21 protein-coding genes are annotated in these 21,381 nt (G+C 47.0%); 3 read left to right on the top strand and 18 right to left on the bottom strand.

What is annotated here, in order from left to right:
- Positions 1 to 13: 13 nt before the first annotated feature.
- Both WDY75_RS13930 and WDY75_RS13925 read right to left on the bottom strand, forming a co-directional pair.
- On the bottom strand, positions 14 to 715 hold the full coding sequence (locus WDY75_RS13930; protein WP_063480565.1) for a YkoP family protein: 702 nt from the start codon (positions 713 to 715) through the stop codon (positions 14 to 16).
- A gap of 242 nt (positions 716 to 957) precedes the next feature.
- The gene (locus tag WDY75_RS13925; RefSeq protein ID WP_063480564.1) at positions 958 to 1,560 is read right to left on the bottom strand and encodes a TetR/AcrR family transcriptional regulator; all 603 of its coding nucleotides are present in this window, start codon (positions 1,558 to 1,560) and stop codon (positions 958 to 960) included.
- 150 nt (positions 1,561 to 1,710) lie between these two features.
- Between WDY75_RS13925 and WDY75_RS13920 the strand changes: the two genes are divergently transcribed.
- A complete protein-coding gene (locus WDY75_RS13920) occupies positions 1,711 to 3,111 on the top strand; it encodes a cytochrome P450 (protein ID WP_063480563.1) in 1,401 nt (466 codons plus the stop codon).
- Between the two features lie 163 nt (positions 3,112 to 3,274).
- Positions 3,275 to 5,599 carry an Ig-like domain-containing protein gene (locus WDY75_RS13915; protein WP_063480562.1) on the top strand — a complete coding sequence of 775 codons (2,325 nt, stop codon included), beginning with the start codon at positions 3,275 to 3,277 and terminating at the stop codon, positions 5,597 to 5,599.
- A 475-nt stretch (positions 5,600 to 6,074) separates the two neighbouring features.
- On the opposite strand, the gene WDY75_RS13910 is transcribed toward WDY75_RS13915, so the two are convergent.
- The 9 genes from WDY75_RS13910 to WDY75_RS13870 all read right to left on the bottom strand — a co-directional run bounded on the left by WDY75_RS13910 (position 6,075) and on the right by WDY75_RS13870 (position 13,210).
- The gene (locus WDY75_RS13910) at positions 6,075 to 7,106 is read right to left on the bottom strand and encodes an aminoglycoside phosphotransferase family protein (protein WP_063480560.1); all 1,032 of its coding nucleotides are present in this window, start codon (positions 7,104 to 7,106) and stop codon (positions 6,075 to 6,077) included.
- Positions 7,107 to 7,770: 664 nt separating this feature from the next.
- Positions 7,771 to 8,379: a YdcF family protein gene (locus WDY75_RS13905; protein WP_006210886.1), complete on the bottom strand. Its 609-nt coding sequence runs from the start codon at positions 8,377 to 8,379 to the stop codon at positions 7,771 to 7,773.
- Between the two features lie 113 nt (positions 8,380 to 8,492).
- Positions 8,493 to 9,011, bottom strand: a complete 519-nt coding sequence (locus WDY75_RS13900; RefSeq protein WP_231888341.1) for a hypothetical protein — start codon at positions 9,009 to 9,011, stop codon at positions 8,493 to 8,495.
- 38 nt (positions 9,012 to 9,049) lie between these two features.
- Positions 9,050 to 9,622, bottom strand: coding sequence for a hypothetical protein (locus tag WDY75_RS13895; protein WP_063480558.1), 573 nt, complete (start codon positions 9,620 to 9,622; stop codon positions 9,050 to 9,052).
- 40 nt (positions 9,623 to 9,662) lie between these two features.
- On the bottom strand, positions 9,663 to 10,220 hold the full coding sequence (locus WDY75_RS13890) for a GNAT family N-acetyltransferase (protein ID WP_063480557.1): 558 nt from the start codon (positions 10,218 to 10,220) through the stop codon (positions 9,663 to 9,665).
- Positions 10,221 to 10,461: 241 nt separating this feature from the next.
- Complete coding sequence (locus WDY75_RS13885) at positions 10,462 to 11,280, bottom strand: SPL family radical SAM protein (protein ID WP_063480760.1); 819 nt, start codon at positions 11,278 to 11,280, stop codon at positions 10,462 to 10,464.
- An 89-nt stretch (positions 11,281 to 11,369) separates the two neighbouring features.
- A complete protein-coding gene (locus WDY75_RS13880) occupies positions 11,370 to 12,083 on the bottom strand; it encodes a 2OG-Fe(II) oxygenase (RefSeq protein ID WP_063480556.1) in 714 nt (237 codons plus the stop codon).
- Positions 12,076 to 12,624, bottom strand: a complete 549-nt coding sequence (locus tag WDY75_RS13875; protein ID WP_409348323.1) for a methylated-DNA--[protein]-cysteine S-methyltransferase — start codon at positions 12,622 to 12,624, stop codon at positions 12,076 to 12,078. Before WDY75_RS13875 ends, WDY75_RS13880 begins: the two co-directional genes overlap by 8 nt.
- The gene (locus tag WDY75_RS13870) at positions 12,608 to 13,210 is read right to left on the bottom strand and encodes a bifunctional transcriptional activator/DNA repair enzyme AdaA (RefSeq protein ID WP_063480555.1); all 603 of its coding nucleotides are present in this window, start codon (positions 13,208 to 13,210) and stop codon (positions 12,608 to 12,610) included. The genes WDY75_RS13875 and WDY75_RS13870 overlap by 17 nt, the downstream gene beginning before the upstream one ends.
- 147 nt (positions 13,211 to 13,357) lie before the next feature.
- Between WDY75_RS13870 and WDY75_RS13865 the strand changes: the two genes are divergently transcribed.
- A complete protein-coding gene (locus WDY75_RS13865) occupies positions 13,358 to 14,419 on the top strand; it encodes a DNA-3-methyladenine glycosylase family protein (RefSeq protein ID WP_082834460.1) in 1,062 nt (353 codons plus the stop codon).
- 90 nt (positions 14,420 to 14,509) lie between these two features.
- Here the strand turns inward: WDY75_RS13865 and WDY75_RS13860 are convergent, their stop codons facing one another.
- The 7 genes from WDY75_RS13860 to WDY75_RS13830 all read right to left on the bottom strand — a co-directional run bounded on the left by WDY75_RS13860 (position 14,510) and on the right by WDY75_RS13830 (position 21,305).
- Positions 14,510 to 14,983: a hypothetical protein gene (locus tag WDY75_RS13860; RefSeq protein ID WP_036637241.1), complete on the bottom strand. Its 474-nt coding sequence runs from the start codon at positions 14,981 to 14,983 to the stop codon at positions 14,510 to 14,512.
- A 233-nt stretch (positions 14,984 to 15,216) separates the two neighbouring features.
- A complete protein-coding gene (locus WDY75_RS13855) occupies positions 15,217 to 16,263 on the bottom strand; it encodes a hypothetical protein (RefSeq protein WP_063480554.1) in 1,047 nt (348 codons plus the stop codon).
- 308 nt (positions 16,264 to 16,571) lie between these two features.
- Positions 16,572 to 17,528 (bottom strand): acetamidase/formamidase family protein, encoded by a 957-nt coding sequence (locus WDY75_RS13850; RefSeq protein ID WP_063480553.1) that lies wholly within the window; start codon positions 17,526 to 17,528, stop codon positions 16,572 to 16,574.
- 403 nt (positions 17,529 to 17,931) lie between these two features.
- On the bottom strand, positions 17,932 to 18,450 hold the full coding sequence (locus WDY75_RS13845; RefSeq protein ID WP_036637237.1) for a hypothetical protein: 519 nt from the start codon (positions 18,448 to 18,450) through the stop codon (positions 17,932 to 17,934).
- A 785-nt stretch (positions 18,451 to 19,235) separates the two neighbouring features.
- Complete coding sequence (locus WDY75_RS13840; RefSeq protein ID WP_338842191.1) at positions 19,236 to 19,775, bottom strand: aminoglycoside phosphotransferase family protein; 540 nt, start codon at positions 19,773 to 19,775, stop codon at positions 19,236 to 19,238.
- Between the two features lie 320 nt (positions 19,776 to 20,095).
- A complete protein-coding gene (locus WDY75_RS13835; protein ID WP_231888301.1) occupies positions 20,096 to 20,494 on the bottom strand; it encodes a hypothetical protein in 399 nt (132 codons plus the stop codon).
- Positions 20,495 to 20,927: 433 nt separating this feature from the next.
- Positions 20,928 to 21,305, bottom strand: a complete 378-nt coding sequence (locus WDY75_RS13830) for a winged helix-turn-helix transcriptional regulator (protein WP_006210901.1) — start codon at positions 21,303 to 21,305, stop codon at positions 20,928 to 20,930.
- Positions 21,306 to 21,381 lie beyond the last annotated feature (76 nt).

Genomic DNA, 21,381 nt, shown 5'->3' with positions numbered 1-21,381 from the left:
CCTCCTTCAACCTTTAACCTTCAATCGTAGCCGATACCAGACTTGCCCCATATCCATCTTCATGTGCCTGCCTTCTATCCGGCATTGAAAAGCGTTTCCTCAGCGAAGACCGGGTATGGATCAGCATCATCGGTACAAGCAATTCGGTTCTTCGTTCGATGCGGCTTTTGCCCTCCGGGTGCATGACAGACAGCAGCATGCGGAGGTACAAAGTCGTTATCTTCTGAAAAATGTCGGGTTTCATCTCTTGATGCTCGAATCCGAGTCCATGCGTCAGGCCGCGGTGCAGCAGCGTAATTCCGACCAAGGCGCTGACCTCGCTGAACTCGGTCTGGTTTTCGTAGGCACAGCTTATCTGCTTCATGGATTTTCTTCCAAGCCTCGCGATTTTCAGAGCCGCACGATCCGGTCCTTCCGACCGAATTAACCTCAGGATCGTTTCGTTGTCCAGATGAAGCTCACCGATTAAATCTCCATTATGTATGACTGTGGAATCCTCACAGACGATGGGTTCCCCCTGATGCTTCTTAATCATCACCGTGCATATGCCAAAGTGTGAGATATGCGAGCTGCGAAACCGGGATATGAATGCAAAGATGCGCTCCCATATCATCCAGGTGCTCTGCATGACGGATTTAAGCAATTTGTGCAGCAGCTGTAACACCACCTTACTTTTTTGATTGAATATTCCTTGCCATGAATCCCCCTGCAACATTCGTTAAACACATCATACCGGATATCCCGGCAGGGTCATACCGTCTCAGGTATAGCGCTGCACTCGGTCTCGAGGCGGAGATGCGGGCATAACTTGTTGCGATCGATGATTGATGCGAACATCCCGAATCGCAATGCGTGCTGTCTTGGAATTACATATTGCTTTTGATGCTGTACACAAACCAAAACAACCTTTGGTCTTCACCAAAGGTTGTCTGCCTAATTCCTATATCAACAATCTCACTAAGTTCTCTCTCCCCCAGAATGCTCCCCTCTCCCAATCAACCCATAGTAGAATAGTCGATCAATATCCCGAAGCATAGCTGGGCTTGCTTGTGCAATGAATCCCGGACGCGCTAGCGCATCCTTAAACACTTGAATATAGAACAAAGCCGCTTCTATCGAAATATGGGGATCAATATCTCCTTCCTGCTTGCCTTGCTCAATCAATTTCACAAAAAAGGGAATCGTCCTTTCCTTGTAAAAAGCCTCGATATGCTCCCGAACAGACGGTTCATTGCTGATTTGAATAAGATCCACATTGATTTGATCCACGCTGTTCATTCTTGACCCCAACAACAATTTTAATTTTTCTTGAAAAGGGATAGGCTCTTCCAGGAGCTTCTCATACTCGTTCATGATTTTACTCATATAATCGATAAACGTCATACGTATAAGCTCTTCCTTACTGCCAAAATAATTATAAATGGAGACGGGAGACACGCGAGCTTGTTTGGAAATTTCTGTAATACTTGTCTTATCCACTCCATATTTGCTTATCAAATCAAAGGCTGTCTTCATAATTTGTTCTTTTTTCTTCTCCGTGCGTAGTTGATAGCCGTTCATCTTCTCACCTCTCGTATAAAACTATACTGAATGTTTTGTAATAATGCAATTCATATAGTTCAAAAATACCTTGCTTAATTCTCTTTGTGAATTTATTATGAATTATATGAATCATTTCATTACAAATTATATAAAAAAGGAAGTGTGATCATGAACCGAATCCCTGGACCCCACTCCGCCTTCGGCTGGAGGATCAATATGTTTCACTTTTTTCGCAGCCCTTTCGCATTTCAACAAAAATTGTTAGAAGGGTATGGTAAACTTTCGGCCCTGGGGCAAAGCGTCAAACCTTCAGCTGTATTTGCGTTTGGTCCTGAGCTGAACCGTCAAATTCTATCCAACCCGAACTTCTTTGAGATGAGCACGGCTCTTGTTAAAATACCCAAAGACACGGTTATGGGGGATTTGTTCTACCATAATCTGCTGTTGATGAGCGGTGAAAAGCACAAAGAGCATCGTCGCCTGATACAGCCCGCCTTTCTGCACAGTCAAATTGAAAGATACGGCCAGGACATGACGTTAATAACGGAACAGTTGGCAGACGAATGGAGAGGTCGTACCCTGATTGACGTTAACACTGAAATGAAAAAGTTAACGCAGCGCATCGCCCTTAAAACGTTATTCGGTGTTCAAAATAGTGAAATGATGGATACGATGGGGATGCTGATTAACCGGTTTACGAAGTCTTTTCTGCTTGCCACGCTTGCTCCACTCAATATTCCTTTCACTCCATATCGTCGCTCACTACGTAATGCACAGCAGCTTAATACTCAAATACGGTCCATGATTCATGAGAAACGACAGGAGTCTGATGCAACGGATGTACTAGCAGCACTTATTAGAGGACATGATGAGGAGGGCTCAGCATTATCGGATGAAGAATTAGTCGGACATGCATTCTCAATCTATACAGCGGGTCATGAAACCACTGCAAATGCTTTGACTTGGGCATTTTTTCTACTGGTACAGCACCCGAATATATATGCAAACTTAATGGAAGAATTAAACGCCGTGATGGGTGGAAGCCATCTGACACAGGAGAAACTAAGTCGACTCTCCCTGCTGGACTATGTTGTCAAAGAGAGTTTACGTTTGCTTCCTCCAGCTAGCATCGGTACCCGCATTACAAATGCCCCTTGTGAGCTGGATGGTTACGCCCTTCCGGAGGGCACCAATGTATTTTTCAGCCAATTCATTACACATCGTCTCCCTGAGCTTTACGAGGACCCAAATTATTTCAAACCCCACCGGTGGCAGACCATTAAACCATCTGCGTTTGAATTCTTACCATTTAGTGCAGGACCTCATATGTGTATAGGTTGGCACTTCGCCATGCAAGAACTTAAGATCGTCCTCGCTGTTCTTCTTCAACGATTTAATTTTTCATTAGTACGTAATGCAAAAATCACTCCGAATCTGATGATGCGGCCCGTTCACGGCATGCCCATGCATATAAGTCTGGATCATGGCACATTTGAACGAGTTGACGTACGTGGTACCATTCATCGGGTTATCGAATATGGAGTCGTACCTGCTTGCCTTAAAAAATAATAACTTAACACGAATCCAACATCGGTTCTAATCGTTTATTTTTGTAATATTAAAAAGTAAACGCTTCAAAATAACACAGATTTGTATTTTTATGTTAGTAACGTCATTTCGGCTGCCGTTGAGTCAATTAGATTTACATCATACTGACAAGGATGTGAATAAAATGATGCTTTCACATTTACGCAGGTGCGGGCTCTTGTTTCTGGCGGCAGTTCTGATGGCGACAATTGGTGTTCCAATCCCCCATGCTCAGGCCGCTGCATTGATTACGTTGGATTCTCATCAGGACGGGCAAACGCTGCAGCCGGGTGTGACTGAGTTATTCGGAACCTACTCCGGTGTATATGATCTCCAGCTCATCGTTAACGGTGAATGGGTAACGGACGTTCGGATGGATGATCCCAATGGGGATGACAGCGGGTCCTGGTCTTACTCACTCGATACAAGTCAGCTGGATGGCTCGGTCGAGATCGTCCTTAAAGCAAACGACGCGGTAACACGATATGGCATCTGGTCTCCTTGGATCCACCTTAACATCGATAATCCTGCGGCTCATATTCCGGACGTGCAGATTACCAGCCCTGCTGAGTTTACACAGCAGAACGACACCATTGAGGTTGACATATCAGCCGAGGGTAAAAACCCGATAGCCCTGGTTGAGCTCCGCATCGACGGCGGAGCATGGATGCAAATTCCTTCCGCACATAATGGATACACATACGAATTTGACACGTGTCCATCCCCGCAGCAGGTTCACAGCCTGGAAGCCCGCGCCACCGATACGTATGGCAATACAGGCTATAGCTTAACGGTTTATGCAAGTTCCGGTAATCCATTACCCATTAACGAAGGTGATAATTCTGCTGCTGTTACCGATGCCGTGTATCCTGAAACGGTAACAAGCACCACCTATGGTCCTGAGCCGCTGCCGGATCAGGACCGTGCAATCTGGATCTGGGAGAATGCCTCCTATCCCCTGGTGCTGAATCCGAATTCGCGAAGCGTGCTCTCTTCTATGGCCAAGGATACAGCTACGTTTAATCAACGGCCGATTACGACCCTTTATTTAGCTGTAGGTAAATATAACGGAGCTGCCATGCTGGAGGATTACCGAGGCGAGGTTCAACAATTCGTAGAATGGGCACACGGCGAAGGTTTCTATGTTCAAGCATTAATCGCCGGCGGCACCACTCCACCTTATTTCGGAGCGTATAGTCGTTATCACCCTCATGCCGTCAAGGAATTCGAGCAAATCTTGAATTACAACCTGGCTTCCTCCGAATTGGCCCGCTTTGATGGCGTAAACGTGGATACGGAGCCGTATATCCTGCCCGATTTCAAAACGGCAAAACCTTCCGTCCAAATCCAGTACCTGGATATGCTGAAACTGCTGATGGAACGCAAACAGGCATCTGGTCTCACCTTGTCCGTCGGCGCGGCCATTCCAAGATGGTACGACACCTCCGCCGATGCCAGCAATATCGCATGGAACGGAGGAACCAAATGGCTGTCTGAGCATGTTCAGGACACGGTGGACTACATCTCGATTATGGATTACCGCGATCAGGCGGAGGGCAGTGCGGGCATTATTGCACAAGCGCTGAATGAGTTGGCCTATGCCAATGCGATTGGCAAACCGAAATCGGTTGTGATCGGGGTTGAGACAAAAGATATCGCGGATGGCGGAGATCCTGAGACCATCAGCTTCCATGAAGAAGGACGCATCTACATGGAACAGGAGTTAAACAAGGTGTACAACGCTTTTCTGAGCGACCCGGCGTTTGGAGGAATCGCCCTCCATCATTACTCGTCCATCGTTGATTTTCCAAGCCAGTGGGGGCCGGGCGGCTACACATGGCAGCCTCCTTCGGATCAAGAACCGCCGAGTACGGTCAGCGGGGCAGAAGCAGTTACTTTTGATTTTCAACGGATTAACATATCCTACGATATGGCAGCGGATAACTCTGCCGTGAATGAGTATCGTGTCTACAGGGGAACCGATGCCGCTTTTAACATTGGGCCGGATACTTACGCAGGGACTTCGAAAGGGCTCAATTACACAGATACGGGGCTCCTGCCGGATACGACCTATTATTATAAAATCACGGCCGTGGATATTAGCGGCAATGAAGGAGCCCCCAGCGCAGCGACCACCGCAACGACGGCTCCCTCCGCGATGAAACCCATGGTCATCGACCACATGACCATCGTCTATTCCGCCGGTACGGCCAAAGTAACCGTGAAGATGGTGGATATGGAAACAAGACTGCCGGTAACCGCCAAATTCAGCGGACGCTTCACTCATATGGCCGGCAAGTATGTGAATGCCGCGACGAATGCGGCTGGCGTGTTCCAATCCCAATCCGAATCGGTCCCCGTATCCCGAGGCCAGATCGGCTTCCTGCCGCGGCGAATCATGGCCGACTCCTATTATTGGGCCAGCGCCTACGATCAGCTTCCATACCCGACGGTGACATGGGGGCCTTGATACAAAAAACCGCCCGGGCATAAGCTCGGGCGGTTTTTTGTATCGTGGATGAGAATATCGTGACATCATAGGGGCATAGTTGATGATACGCAGCAGCACATCCACTTTTTCGTCAACAGATACAGATCCAATAAGCCTCGTGCAATTACCGAATAATTCCGCCACTCTGATCGGGTCGTACTAATTCAAATCTTTGTTTTGTAATCCATCACTACGCATGCGGATCATGCTTCCGATCCCTGTTGCCCCCAGATTTCTTATTATCCTATGATATGGTTGAAAACCGGGGACAAAGGGGACCGCTTTCGCTTCTCCAGCATGATTCCGCCTTCTTCGTTGAAGTACAAATATCTTCACATGAAACATTGGATTATTATCCGCATATAGATAATTTCTGACAAGGCTGTTCACTAATATTCCCTTTTTAAAATCAATCTTTGTATTTTTCAGGAAATATTCTATGTTGATAATGCTCTTAATCAAATTTTATCGATATATTCCTCATTTCATAAATTTTTTGCAAGGTATCAAGGTGCATGGATTTATCCTCGGGCGACTCCGCGAATGTATACCACTCCACAAGCCTGTATCCGAACATAGTAAGGATTAGTTCATGGACACAATGATCGGTGATATGGGACACATCCACATATTCCGAAAAGCCCCTGTAATAAGCCGGAATGCATATTTGGTAGTATTCAATCATATGACAGACGTCTGCTTCGTCCGCTATTAAACTCGCGATGTCCTCGCCCATGTACCCCCATCCAGCGGTATCCCAGTCGATGAGTGCGATTTTCCTGTCCGAGTAGAATATGTTTGCCACCCAAAAATCTCTATGGCAAAACACGATTGGCAGCTTTTCAATGCGACTGAATATTTCGTCCGCATGGTTATCTATGTCTATGAGCATTTTACATAGGTGCTTCGGAATTTCGCAGTCGTCGGAGCGTATATAATCATACAAAACTTTCCACGACTGATACCGCAGATAGGAGCTTTTTACGAAGTCAACCTCGCTTACATTGATCAGATTCAGTAATACATCCGATTGCTTAGCATATAGCTTGCCTTGAAACCGCCCCAATTCCTCGGCTGCACGTTCATACATTTCGGGGGTTAGATTTAAGCCTGACACCCCATCAATATGTTCCATCCATAACTGTATCTCATCACCGTTCATTTCCCCGTAATAACATTCTGGCCAGCGGAGAGAATCCGTGAAAAACTTTGCGAAATCCGATATATAGAGGTCGTATTCCCTGCGCCATGAATCAGGGTCACCGTGGCGCTCCCATTTTTTCTGTGTTTTCCACACCACCTTATACGGCAGACTCTCACCGTCGGAGGTTTCAGCCATCCCCGTAACAAGCCTAACAACCCCTAATGTCCCGCCTTGCAACTCTTTGAGTTGATAATCTGCGCGTACTACCGTCTTGTCGAGCATTTTACTCAAAACAAGTACCAGTATTTGGGGATTTACGAATTTTTCATCATGGTTGTTCATTTAATTGTAGCCTCCCTTTTACCCTTATGTCGCGTGGCAATCGCCTTTTGCCACGCGAGGCAGCAATTTGACAATGCGCGAAACTCGCTGAAGTTCCGTAACCCTTCCGGGTATTACACCTATCGGCGGCGGTTCCGCTTCGATATAGGCGGTTGGTTTCAAATCAGTCATTGAACCGATCCCCTCCTACAAAATCAGAGTTGTTTTCGGACATAAAAATACCGCGAATACGCAGCCTCCTAAGAAGCTGCTGTTTCGCGGCGAAAAGCCAAAAGTTGGCTTATAATCAAAAAGGGATACGACCGTCATCGTATCCCGCTTAACAGCAGTATTCACGAAAGGTTACTGATTACGGCATAGCACAAAACACGGTGGTGTTCCCGATGGTTCTCATTCCAAGCTATAATCAAAGATTGGAACTTACTATGCCTGATATTCGGTTAAGGGAAAACCACCATTACCATATTAGCAGTCATTTAAAACATCTCCTTTCATAAGAAACAAGAATTGAAATGCCCTTACACATCCATAGTTTGGCATAATCACTTAGGGGTACTCAATGTAAAATATAAATATAAACAAACTTTATTGGGTAAGCTGCCCTTCAACAGGTTCGAACCTTCATCGAAGAACCGCATACACACAGCGAAAATCCTGACATTTTTCAAATATCAATTTCCGCATCCATAAAATATCGGCCCTTTACGCCACTGATCACTTTATGGAGTTCACCCATCGCTCGTTTCACTTCAACAGGCTCGGTCCACCAATTATCTCTTCTCCCTTTGGCACGATGGTCCGGGCTCCAGACAAACTCATACCAAGGCGGCATGAAGGTCTTGAGCAGGAGCTGGCATCGGCGCATATGACTGGGCGCGCTGACAAACAACAACCGCTGGATTTGCTGTAATCCAAGGGCCCGGTCGAGTACGATCAGGGAAGCTATCACATTCTCTTTGGTATGGTTAGACATCGTTTCAATGAAGATGGACTCCGGTGGAACCCCCATCTTCACGGCTTCATCTCGCATCATGGTCGCCTCTGGTTGATCCCATTCACCGAATCGGTCTCCGCCAGCAAATAAAATATAGGGTGCGCGACCATCGTTGTACAGTTCAACCGCTTTCCACACTCGATCCAGATTTTTGCCTCCAAATACAAAGATGATATCTGCCAACTGTGTGCCGTCATCAACTTCGGATTCCACTCCAAACACCACTTTGGTAATCTGTTCTCTCGATAATGCCTCTGGTTTCATCTGTGAGATCAGCATACGAGCACCTCCCATTTATTGTGTTGATGGCAAACCATGCCTGCAATCTTTCAAAGAAAAGGGACCACCATGCGATCATCCCATACCTGAGCTTCGATGTATCGTTCAGGTCCCTACTGTTTGCTCCAATACTCGGGATCTCCCGTTTCATACAACTTCTCTCCCTCTTTATTGAAACTTCGGATCGTGATCGGTGAGTTTAAATCATCTTTCATAAGTGCGTACCATACCGTCAGAGAATTGTTTTCTATTATAGTGGCTGCTTTATTTTCCTCACTCAACAGCAAGATATGGCTGGTTTCCGGATTATTCACAACCCCGTACAGCATATGAATATTTTCCGAGTTGGATTCGATACCAAACCAGCTCAGATCATTTTCCAAACCCACTTCATTCTTTCCGATATACTCTTTTACTCTAAAACCCCCGTAAGCCTCTTCTACTGTTACTCCCCCGACTTCGCTTTGGATTGTTGAAAAAAACACAAGTGTTCTTGCTCTATCCATGTGTATATGCAGCACCTCATTCAAATCGGTCTCCAAGGAATGAATAGCTTCTTCGATTTGGTTATATACACTTTCTTTTCTTAGCGGCCCTGCAAATAAAAACCAAAGGCAGATCACAATCAACATCACGGATATAACCATTGCGTTTTTGTTAGATAATGGCATCATAACGCAGCCGATTCGATTTTCTGCTTTTCACGGTCTATGAAATCATATACTTTTGAAATTTCCTCTTCATAGTTCTCTTCCATTTCAAAATACGCAACTTCGAATGCCGAACATTTTTCACGGAATGGCTTATGCTCATGAATAAAGTCTGCAGCCGTTCCCTCTTCAGGATATACACGCGCTTCAATAACCTCTCTGTGTTTCACGATGTTGGAATAAAAATTCCGCTCAATGTACGTGGTTGAGAATCCTAAAAAAACCGGGATGATTTGTTCCGAATAAGATGGCTCCAAATCCTGAAGGTGGTGAGGCAGTACATAGCAGCCCTCGATAATTAAATTCTGATTATTCTCGATATTGGTCATGATGATCCCTTTGAGGATCGGCCATAATTTCTCACCGATGTATTCAGTTGAATCCAGCGGCGTGAACCCGCAATTTTGATCCGCTCTGTATAACCCCATTTTTAAATGGTCAATCGAAAGATAAGGAACGTGATATTTCTCAAGTAATCTTTGAGCCATATAGGTCTTACCCGTGCAGCTCACCCCGCTTATGAGTATGATCATGTTATGAAACGCCCTCCCTTAGACCATATTGCTGTATCAATCAAATCTCTTGGTATTCATTTTTCACAATGCCGTAGTAGACAAGATCCTCATAGTGATTTTCTTTCTTCACATGATCGATCAATACTCCTTCTTGTTTCATGCCTGTTTTTTGTATGACTTGCCCGGATGCCGGATTCGAAGCAAAATGCCGCGCATAGACCTTATGATAATGTTTCACCTGAAAGGCAAAGCCCAATATAGCTTTGGAGGCTTCTGTTGCATATCCCTTTCCCCAATACTCCTCACCAATCCAATAAGCAATTTCTCCATTATCATAGCGCTGATGATTAGTTAATGCGATTGCACCATATACCGTCCCTGTGTGCCTGTCACAAACAGCAAATTCATATGACTTATCCGCATCAAAATTATGTATATGATATTCTATCCATGACAAAGCACAATCAAGTGTATAAGGGTATGGCAGCGTGAGTGTGCTTTTATATATATTGTAGTTATTGCATAGCCTGACAACTGTTTCAGCATCCGATTCCCTGAATAAGCGAAGCAATAATCTCTCCGTCGTCATCGTTTTATTGATCTCGTCATATATCATTTCACTTCGCCTCTTTCATAAAAAAGTATTGAACTGCCCTGGATCCCGGTCGTCACTCTCTATTGTCACTCGCTCCTCGGCGCAATACTGGTTATTTTCGCCTATCATACCATAATCATCTATGGCTAAACATGACAAAAAAGGCCGGATTTCTCATCCCGACCAAACAGATAATTTCTATGATCTTACAAACTAGCGAATCCACGAAGCCATCACCCGCAGACTCGCCAACCCCGGCCTCTTAAGGCTCAAACCCCTGTTGGCTCACGAATAACTGCTCCTTCGGAAACGCCTGGCTAAACCGATCATAAACGATCTGATAGGCAGCTGGATCGTACCATTCCTCAAGTCCAAGCTCTTCATACAGCACCTGAACAGGCAGCCTCTTCGTCCGTTTCCCGCCGCTGCCGTCGCCCATGAAATAATCGTCGATGCACACGCGATTTACAAGCGGCCGCAGGATCTCGGGAAAAGCCGCCGTGCTCGGAAGCACGGGTGCGATCGCTGCCTGAGTGGGAATCCCAGCGTCTCTCAGCAGCTCGAGTGTTTTCAGTCTGGCTTGGACCGGCGGTGCAGATGGCGTAAAATGCTTGCGGATGTCCTCACGGTCGGTCTCAACCGTCATGCTGACCCGCACCCGATCACCTAACTGCTGCAGCAGATCGATATCCCGCCGGACTAAGGGACTTCGTGTCTGCACGAACAGGAAATCCGGCGGTTCGCCGACCATGACCTCAAGCAGCGCGCGAGTTACTTGTTCCTTGGCCTCGACCGGCTGATACGGATCGGTACTGGAAGACATGAAGATCGTAACGGGCCCCTTCGTTTTGGCACGTTTCAGTTCTTTGCGCAGAATGGCGGCAGATTCCAGCTTAACGTCAACCCAGCTGCCCCACTCCCCATTGCGAAAGATCGATACCGGCATTTGCCGGACATAACAATAAGAACAAGCGAAGGTACAGCCTGTGTACGGATTTAAAGTATGGCTGTATCCGTTCAGAAATCCCGTTCCTTTATTCAACAGGGTCTTGGGGGTCTTATAGAGCACTTCACTTTTAATCTCAAACACCCCGTTTCTGCACTTTCTTCTATTATACCATGTCTCTCCAGGCATCCTGGCCGAGGAATCCACCCCACTTATAAACCCTTTTACTTCGCATCATGAAAAATAATCCCAAGGCTGTACCTGGTCCCTGCCGTGATGGTGCTAACGCCGTGCCGCAGCGTGGTTCGGTAATACCCTCGGGTCCCCTGAACGGGCCGATGGTTGGTCGGAAAAATCAGTCCCGCGCCCTGCTCCAAAGTAATGACATGCCCCCGGCTCTGTGCCCGCGGCCGCTGTTCAACCAACAGAAACTCTCCGCCCGCGTAATCGACTTCCTTCTCATTCAGCACGAATACCACTTGGAACGGGAAGAATTCATCTCCATATAAATCCTGATGCAGACAGTTGTAGCCGCCCTTCTCATATTTCAAAATGAGCGGTGTAGAGCGCCCCTGCCCTTGCGAATGGCACATCTCAAGGAACTCAGCCAAGGTCCCAGGGTACCGCTCCTCGCTTCCCAGCTGCGTCAGCCAGCGGTTGGCTGTCAGTGCAAGCTCAGGATAGAAGCCTTCCCGAAGCTGTTGCAGGAGTCCTGGCAGCGGGGCCTGATAGTACTTGTACTCCCCAACCCCAAAGCGGTGTCTAGCCATGTTAATGGTTTTGCGAAACCGCTCCTCTTCCGAATAGGTATTCATGATCCCTGTACATTCCTCAGGCAGCAGAAGCTTTGGAATGACAGCATATCCCTGCTCATCCAAAGCTCCCTGTATCCCTTCCCAATGTAGTCCCGAGATTCGCTCCTGCAACGATCTAGACATACTCCGCGGTCTCCTTCACCGGGACACGCCCGCGCTCCAGCTGAAGCAGCCAGGTCTTCATCTCAAGCCCTCCGCGATAACCGGTCAAAGCCCCGCTCTTGCCAATTACCCGGTGGCACGGCACGGTTATAAGCAATGGATTGGCTCCGATAGCCGCTCCAACGGCACGAACCGCGGCCGGCTTTCCAATCTGGTTGGCGATGTCCGTATACGTATAGGTCTCGCCATACGGAATATGGCATAACGCATTCCATACAGCCGATTGAAAGGCGGTACCTTTGTAATCCATAGGCATTTCGAACCGGTCTCTGTTCCCCTGAAAATACTCGGCTAACTCTTCCGAATATACCTGCATTTTCGCATCATCCCGCACAAGCTCGCTGCCAGGGAACCTGGCGTTCACCCAGTCCGCTAACTCTTCTAACGGCTTATCCTGCGAGCCGACATAACATAATCCTTCCTTCGTAGCCGCCAGATATACATTCCAGTTGTCATGAGTCAGTCGAGTCCAGTAGATTATTGTATTATCGGATTTCATCATGATCCTGCACCTCCATGCTTGTATTATTCAACACATATTGCCCGCGATAACGAAGTGGAGTAACCCCCGTCTTCTTCTTAAACAAGGTGATAAAATAAGCCGTATTGTCCAAACCCACCTTATGGCCGATATCCGAAATGGTTAATCCGGAATCCCTAAGGAGCGCCTTGGCTTTGTCCATCCGGTAATCCTGGATGTACTCCATCGGGGTCAACCCTTTTACGCGTTTAAATATCCGGTGCAGATGATACGGGCTGCCGTGGCTCACATCGGCCAATACATCGAGTGTCAAATGCTCCGTGTAGTGGTTGTCGATATACTCCGTAACCAGCTCAATCCATTCATGGTCCGGTAGACGTTCCCCTGTCGGCTTGCACCGTTTGCATGGTCGGAAGCGTTCGGCCCTCGCTTCATCCGGGGATTGAAACACGCGCACATTTTCAAATTTCGGGGGTCTGGATTTACAGGATGGCCGGCAGAAAATCCCGGTTGTCTGCACCGCGTAGAAAAACTTGCCGTCACTCTCTTTATCATTGCTGATGATGGCCTTCCACTGTGCTTCGGTTGGCTGAATTCGGTTTGCCACGTTTCCTCACCTCCGCTAACATTATAACCACAGGATGGATTCGCTGTACGCTTTTTGGAATAGAAGAGCAAGATAACAAAATTATACGATCCGCATTTATGTTACAACTAGTATAGATAAGTTTATGAAGGAAAGGAACCGGTGAACATGCGAGATTCAAAACCTATGCCAAGCGGCACAATCCCTGCGCAAGACCCCATATTTCTGAAGAAGCTGCCGCCGGGCCAAACCGCCCACTATAACGGGGACATAGCTCAGGAACAAGACACATATGGCCGTTTTCTTCCCCAGGACAGCTGGGAGGATCTTCAGCATTCGTTAAAGCTGCACGTGCCGAAAGAATTCAGTTTTACCGAGAACCTCCATTATTTGCAGAGATCGCCAAACGAATGTCTCTATCATATTCAACATGACGCGATTTACAGAGCGCTTTCTCTCGATTCAGAGACGGCGGTCATTGAAGTTAGCGAGCTGCCTCAAGAACGGGCTATCCTTGTACGGTTTCTGGGTGATACTGCCCCAACGGAATGGAGCAAGCGTGCGGAAGTGGCGATTTATGTCCGGGACTGGTTTGATCTGAACACCAATCTGGTTCCCTTCTACGCCATGGCACAGAATGACCCTCTGCTCAGTCGAGCCCTTCATTCCTTCTATGGACTGCGCAACATGGGCATCCCCGACCTGTTCGAGGCGCTGTGTTGGGGTATTCTGGGACAGCAGATTAACCTGACTTATGCATATACGTTAAAAAGACGATTCGTCGAGGCTTTTGGCCGCCGCGTGGAATGTGAAGGAGAGATTTACTGGTTGTTTCCCCGGCCCGAGGACATCGCACATCTAAACGTGCAGGACCTGGAGGGGCTCCGTATGACCGTGAAAAAAAGCGAGTACCTCATCGGGGTGGCACAGCTTATGGCGGAAGGAGAATTGACGAAAAAGCAGCTGCTTGATACGAATAGCTTAGTAGAAGCTGAAAAACAACTTGTAAGCATTCGCGGCATCGGTCCGTGGACGGCCAACTATGTGCTGATGCGCTGCCTCCGGATGCCCGCGGCATTCCCCATCGACGATGTCGGGCTGCACAATGCCATCAAACATCTGCTGGGTTCGGAGAAGAAACCGACAAAGAAGGAGATTCTGGCACTATCGGCAGCATGGGCGAATTGGGAATCCTACGCTACCTTTTACCTCTGGAGGTTTCTCTATTAATCGCAGATAGAAAAAGGGATATCTCCCACAACTGCGGCGCAGTCTGTAAGGAGACATCCCTTTCTTAGCGATGATTTCTATCTCGAATACCTATTCGATGAAATATAATTTGCCGTCAACCTCAAGCGAGATCGCGGATTGTGCCAGATCGTCCTTCAGCTTTTTTGCATAATCCACCACTTGATTGAGCGAATCCTTGTCGAGTTTTTCGGCAAAAGCGTACACAATCGTAACTTTTTCCTTGATCAGGGTTTTATGGTTGTCCACCCACGCGCCTTCACCCGGAATCGCGGTAGCACCGCCAAACCAACCGGACAATTTCGTCAAGGTCTGGTCAACAAACTTCTGATGTGCCGCATCTGTAATCGGGATGTCCCCTTTCACGGTGGAAGGGACATAAATTTTCACCACATGATCCAGATGGAATTGATCGTTCAGGGCACTTTGTGTAATGGCAGTAGCCGTCGGGTTTCCCTCTGCACTGAAAGACTGCTGAACCGGCACCACGATAAGCGTTAACAACAACGCTGCAGCGAATGCAATAAGCCAACCTTTTCTCTTCATCTTCATTTCTCCTCTATGTATGGTCTCGTTCTCCCCGCATGAACCGCTGGCTACCTTTCTTGTGCTGGCCGCCAACCGGACGGTGCAAACTAGCACATATTATATAATGGACTTAACCTGTCAGCTATGGGGCATACGGATTATAATTATGCGGATTCATGCAAAAAAGCCGATATTCCCGATGTAAAAACTCAGAAAATCGACTTTATGCTGAAACAGAGCTTATTCTACCGTTATTTGATCGTACCGATCCAGGATAAACTCTCCACCGATCGATGATCCATACTGCCATTTAGGATAGCCTGAACGTCATCTAGTGTTTCTAGCAGCGATACCCGCTCGCCCTGTAATCTGGTATATGCTTCCGCAACGTAAAAAGGCTGCGTAAGATAGGCTTCCAGCCGTTCTCCCCGCTCATATACTTCCGTCTCGGATGCCGGAATGGCTTGCAGGCCTCGCACTTGAACCAGCGAACGCAGCTCACGGTAACGCCTCAGCAGTTTCTGGGCACGCTGCTGAACCGACAGGTGATGCTGATCCAGATGGACTCCTTCCAATACGGAAGATGTGGAGTATAACGGATTTACGGCCGGAAACATATGTCTGGCAGCCAGGTCCGCATCAAAATACCACAGCGTCTCCAGGGGACCGTAAGGCAAATCCTCATCAACAGCTGCCCCTTTTAGATCCACAAGAAAAGTCGTGACATTCTCAATGCCTTCTTGTTGAATACGTTCCTGAAGATCATAGATCTTCCCGGTTAAGACGTGCTCCCGGTCTGCTGCAAATACAATCTCCTTCTCCCTACTTGTATTCGCCACGATTGAATAAGTTTCTTCTATAGAGTTGGCCACCCGCTGCACATCATTAAGCATGTCCTGCAGCTCCGGATATTCACCTTCCGGCTTCAGCAGAATCGTCACATAACCTCCCGCCTTGAAGTGGTGGAACAATTCCCCCAGCAGCACAAGCTGACCCATTCCGGGACGGGCGACTAAACCGACGGTGCCGCCTTTTGCCAGCGGAGCAAATAAATCGAGCGGCTTGATGCCTGTTTCGATCATATCCACCCTTTCCCCGCGCAGGATCAGTTCATCTAAACTGCATTTCGCCAGGGATGCCAGTGCGGCAATGGTGCGGACTTCCGCCCGTCCCACGGGGATTTTTCCCGTGCACAGATTGGAGACCGTAGCAGGCCGCAGTCCAACGGATTTGGCTGCGCTAGTCAGGTTCGGAACCCTTTGTCGTAACAGTGATACATTGAGCTTCAGATTATCCAAGTGCGTACACCCTTTTTAATAGTGGATTGATTTTGTGCTTTTTTCCATAAAAGAATCTGCTGTGCAGACAAACAACCCCTCATCCGGTTCAAAAATGTTGTGATCAAACTGCTCGAATTCCACGATTTTGGCCTGAGGCAGTGATTGTTTGTATTGTTTCCACTGCTTCTAATGAAACCTAGGACTTGGTTTTATGCCACGGATCATAAGGACTGGGCAAGACAACAGCGTCAGATCGTTCCACAGTTCTACTTTCGCTGTTACAGAGCATGTAAGGCAGAGGGCTTCATCCATCATTAGCCCCCCTCTTACCTTAATGCGCCAAAAGGCAAAAATGCGTGCACGCCCTTGGCCGTATTCACGATTTGAGTTACGCGCAGATCTACTGCCAATGTGGCGTAAGCGTACGCCTCTGTTCGCGTAATGGAGTAGAGTTCCGTCATGAGGTCAAGCATCCCGCTTAGAGCCATCCACATCGCTTCGTCCAGATCCTCATGAAAACCCATCGTTAGCCAACCGGTGCTCGTCTTCGCTCTTGGCATCGTAATCGGCATATCGTCCCGGATATGAAAGGTCAGACTCACCTTCTCCATGGGACATTCCAGGGCAGGCCCGCTGACTTCGCCGTCCCCCTGCACGGCGTGACCATCCCCTGTAGAGAATAATCCGCCATCGACCGGAATCGGCAAATACAGGGTGGAACCGGCGGTTAACTCTTTGCAATCCAGGTTACCTCCATAGGGGCGCGGCATAAAAGTCGTATGCTGGCCTTCTTCTCCTGGCGGCATGCCCATTATACCCATAAAAGGTTTCAGACCAACGCTGTACTTGAAGGTTCCGAATTGACTCCGGCCTATCAAAGTCTTGGCGTCCAATTCAAAATCCAGCATGATTTCTTGAACATCACGCATCCCCAGCTTCTCGTTCCAATAACTTGGAAAACCTCCGGCGGAGGTCCAACCCCATGATCCGGGAATAATCTCGTTGATCTGGATCTCCAATGTGTCACCAGCTTTTGCACCTTCAATATGTACCGGCCCCACCAATGCATGCCCAAACTGTTTCTCCTGCCGCCCCGGCTTACGCTCAGTGAACTTCGTTCTTGGCGCACCTGGCGCAGAGCGCTTCGCAATCCCCCAGGAAGCATCCAACGTTTGATAGAGGACAGTGTCCCCTGACTGAATATACAGAGCCGGTTCCAGCTCTTTGCTGAAAAATCCATGAAGCGAGTGAATATCCGGTTTTAGCCTATGAACGTTCGACATCGGTTCTTCTCCCTTCACACCCATGATCAGAATAGCGCCGCACCTAGGCAGGCTATACCCTGTTACGTTATAAAGTATTTTATATTACTCTAAAAGTCAATACATTTTTACTCTTTAAAGTAATTATAATTACGCATTAAGATGTGTGTTTAGTTGATGCTAGGTATCGACATTCAAATCTGGATACAAAAAAGTCCCCAGCCTCCATCCTATAGACTGGACGGGTGGGAACTTCAGTTATACTTAGACGGCATGTATTACCGTTTGTTATGCTGTGGTTTGCTCGGAGCCTTGTAGGCTCGTAACTTCAATTTCACAGATTCGAAGATCAGGAAGATTCATGGATTCTGAGACCCCTAGAAAAATAGCTCCATCGATTCATGAGTCTTATGAGTTCATTGCATCATTCATCCAGCAGCATGCCGCGTTCATCGTAAAACTTATAGTCCCTGAAGGTGTACGATTGATCTTCGGACGGAGGTAATTCAATATAAGTCACATCTGCACGGTTAGGGACGAATGTTTGCTCCAACAACTCCCCATTAATGCGTACTTGCATTTTGGCGACTTGATTATCGTGATGGGTTACAACCATCCATTTTTGAACCTCTTCCTTGGGATTATTCAGCATGAACAACCCGACAGGATCATGCGCTGTCTCTATATGTTTCCATTCATAGTTCCCTTTGGAATTTCGAGCAAACTCAATATACCCCGGCCTTTGGTCGGACAAGAATCCTACCACCCTGCTGTCATGGAAATCGGATATATCCAGAATCTCGATTTGCCTGTTTTCGTATCCCTCAATCGACTGAATTACTTTTTGGATGGACCCCTCATCGTTTCCATACAGCTTCTTGTCGTTACTAAGATAATAAGCTGATAGAACAACAATACCAATAACCAAAACCAAGCCAATCATTACATTTTGTCTTCTCAAAATTATAGTCACGCCCCAGTACGAAAGGATGTTGTAATTGAAATCTCGGGGTCACGTAGAGAGAATCCCATACGAACACACGAACCAAGCGACCCAATTAAGGTCATATGACTGAAATACCCACATGAACTCACTCTCCAGAACCCCCACATGAATATACTTTAATTGTACTCTAACGTATTATAGTCATTTTAGGTATCCAACCGAGCATGCAAGCCATGCAACAAAAAACTCCAATCAGCCCATACCAATGGCATAACGGACTCCACGGACGTTATTTACATTAATTCGCGCCGTTTGCAAATGTAACGGACCGAGCAGACGCTATACCATAAGTATTTGCCCATTTTCCCTATTTTGTACCGAATAAGGCGGCTGAGGTCCGTTATCTTGTTCAAATGTTCCTTTTGGAGCAAATAGCGTCTCCTGTGTCCGTTAAAGTGCAAAAAACGTTCGATCACGCGACCTCTCGTTCACAGGTATTTAGGGGTCCATCTTAGAGTAACTTGCCATGCAAGTATTGGTTTGTTGTTACAATGGACTTGAGCCTTGAGATTGTATCATGCCTAATCGGCAGATTATTCGCCCTAAACAACAGAATGCCTCGCAAACACGCGATGGCTTCGAATAGCTCCAGCTCATCCTCCCCGTATCGGCCCTCGGCACAAAATGCAGCACGGTAGAAAGAGGCCCGCTTCTCACTTACATAAATCCACATCAAGATAATGGACCAGGCTATGTCATATCTAGGGTCACCTATTTGGACGTTAGTCCACGATCACGGTCAGCTTGCCTTCTGACTCAAGAATATTGCCCAGATGGTAATCCCCATGAATCATGCACACTGGCTTCAAGTCTGCTCGCTGAACCAGCTTCACTAATAAATCCTGGATATCGGGGTACTGATCCACTTGCCGATAAAAATAATCAATGAAGTCGTAGCTTGGTAACGCCGAACCAGTCAGACGATCAAGCGGGAACTTATGCACATCATTCAAATTCTTCGCAAGCTTCTTAAGTTTGGGCTGATCCACTTTATCTATGGGTGTCCCATCGTAACTGGTTAGCAGGACTTGATGGCCATTCACCTCATAACCCCAGCTGACAGGTTTCGAAACCGCACTTCCATACGTGTGTAAGGCATTTAAGATTTCATATTGGAATTGCACATTAGGCTGAGACTCTTTATTCCAAACCTTTAAGACAAAATCAGACTCGGGTGAGCTGATTTTCATGACCTCAGCCTCCAACCCGGAATCCAGGGGAGTTACGCTTAGTGTGGTATCATCTTCCAGCAATAACACCATTCGGTCGCTTTTCTCCACCCAGTTTATTTCACGCGCTTGGAAATCTATCCTGCTCACTGCCTTTCGCGGGGATGGTTGCACGCACTAACACACCAGCTTCCCATATCATTAATCGCTTCATCGCTAACTTGGTCAGATATTCCCTTCTATTTCTGGCAATTTACTCACCATGCCTTGCCATGTAGATGCATGCAGCCGTTATTACCTCCGTAATTTATAATCCTCCGTGTTTCCCACGATCCTCAGCCTAAATCAAGTACCCTCTTCTGTTCGTTGTTAGTATACCATCATATTTACGGCATCCATTTCTTCACGCACCTTCATAGCTGCAGCGATTCAATCGTTGTAAAGATTCGGGAATAGACATCCTGGATATTGGACTCATTGCGTACATCGTTGTATAACCCATATTCCCAGTAATGAGATTCCTCGCCATAGTAACCCGTGGCATAAGCGTAAGCTGAAAGATCAGGAACATCGGCATACGATAACTCCTCAATTGTAAAGGGGACGTGTGATTTCTTAGACTCGATATAGAAAAAAGGGATGTCCGAATGGTGATAGACTTTTGCATATTGTGGATTGGAAGCCTCCACTAGAAACTCTTTCGTAATGAAAATAGCGTCAAGGTCAGACGATAACCCCTCCTCTAATTGTTTGAACGTGACTTCCTCAAAATCTATATTCTCTTCCCTTATGTTCGGAGTTTCTCCAATCAAACCAATAACTAGGCTCCTACCCTCAAAGGGTGGACCCTCATAAGGTGGAGTATCAACGCTATCGGCGTTAGATTTACAGACCATTAACATCAAACATATACAGAATAGGACCATGGCATTTTTCATCATTATGGAAAGCTCCTTCAGCAGATATAGGATAAATTCGCTCACCAGACTTAACGGTTATCTCTTATGGCAATTTGGGCTCGGCTTTCACATCCGGCACCTTAATGACCTTGTAGGTATTGATCGCTTTCTTCAGTTCCCCCTTCTCAGTTGCCTTGTGCTTCACCGCCTGCAAAGACTCACCTACTTTTCCAATAACTCCATATTATGTGTATTTCTCCACTTCGTAAATACTTATCTTCGCTATGGCCAAGTATCCGTACAACACAAAAACCGCGATATACGCGGTTTCTGCGATCTCTGTTTGCTATTTCTCGGATAAGGAACTCGCCTTTCCTAATGAAGTTCGATGCTCCCTCCTGGATGCTCCCCAATCATGTATCACATTGAGAACGTCTTCAAATTCTCTTCCCTGCTCCGTTAAGGAATACTCAACCGTAACCGGCATGGTTGGCATGACTTGCCGTTGAATGATTCCGTTCTGTTCCAAATGTCTCAGAATCACCGTCAACGATTGCGTACTGATGTTGCCCAAATTCCGGCGTAAGCGGTTAAACCGCTGAGGACCGTCATGCAGTTCTCCAATCACGTGGACGGCCCGTTTCACGGCAACTATTTTCAAAACCTCGCCAATAACCTCCGTGCATACTTCATATTCTTCGTTATGTTCTGAATGCTCGCTCAAACCATCACCCGCCCTAACCTAAAGTAAGTTGGTCTATAATAAATGATCTTATCAATAAATATTGCCTACTGTTCTT

The organism is Paenibacillus glucanolyticus, assembly GCF_037333485.1.
Taxonomy (GTDB): Bacteria; Bacillota; Bacilli; order Paenibacillales; family Paenibacillaceae; genus Paenibacillus_AQ; species Paenibacillus_AQ glucanolyticus.
This window is presented reverse-complemented; position numbering and strand designations above follow the sequence as displayed.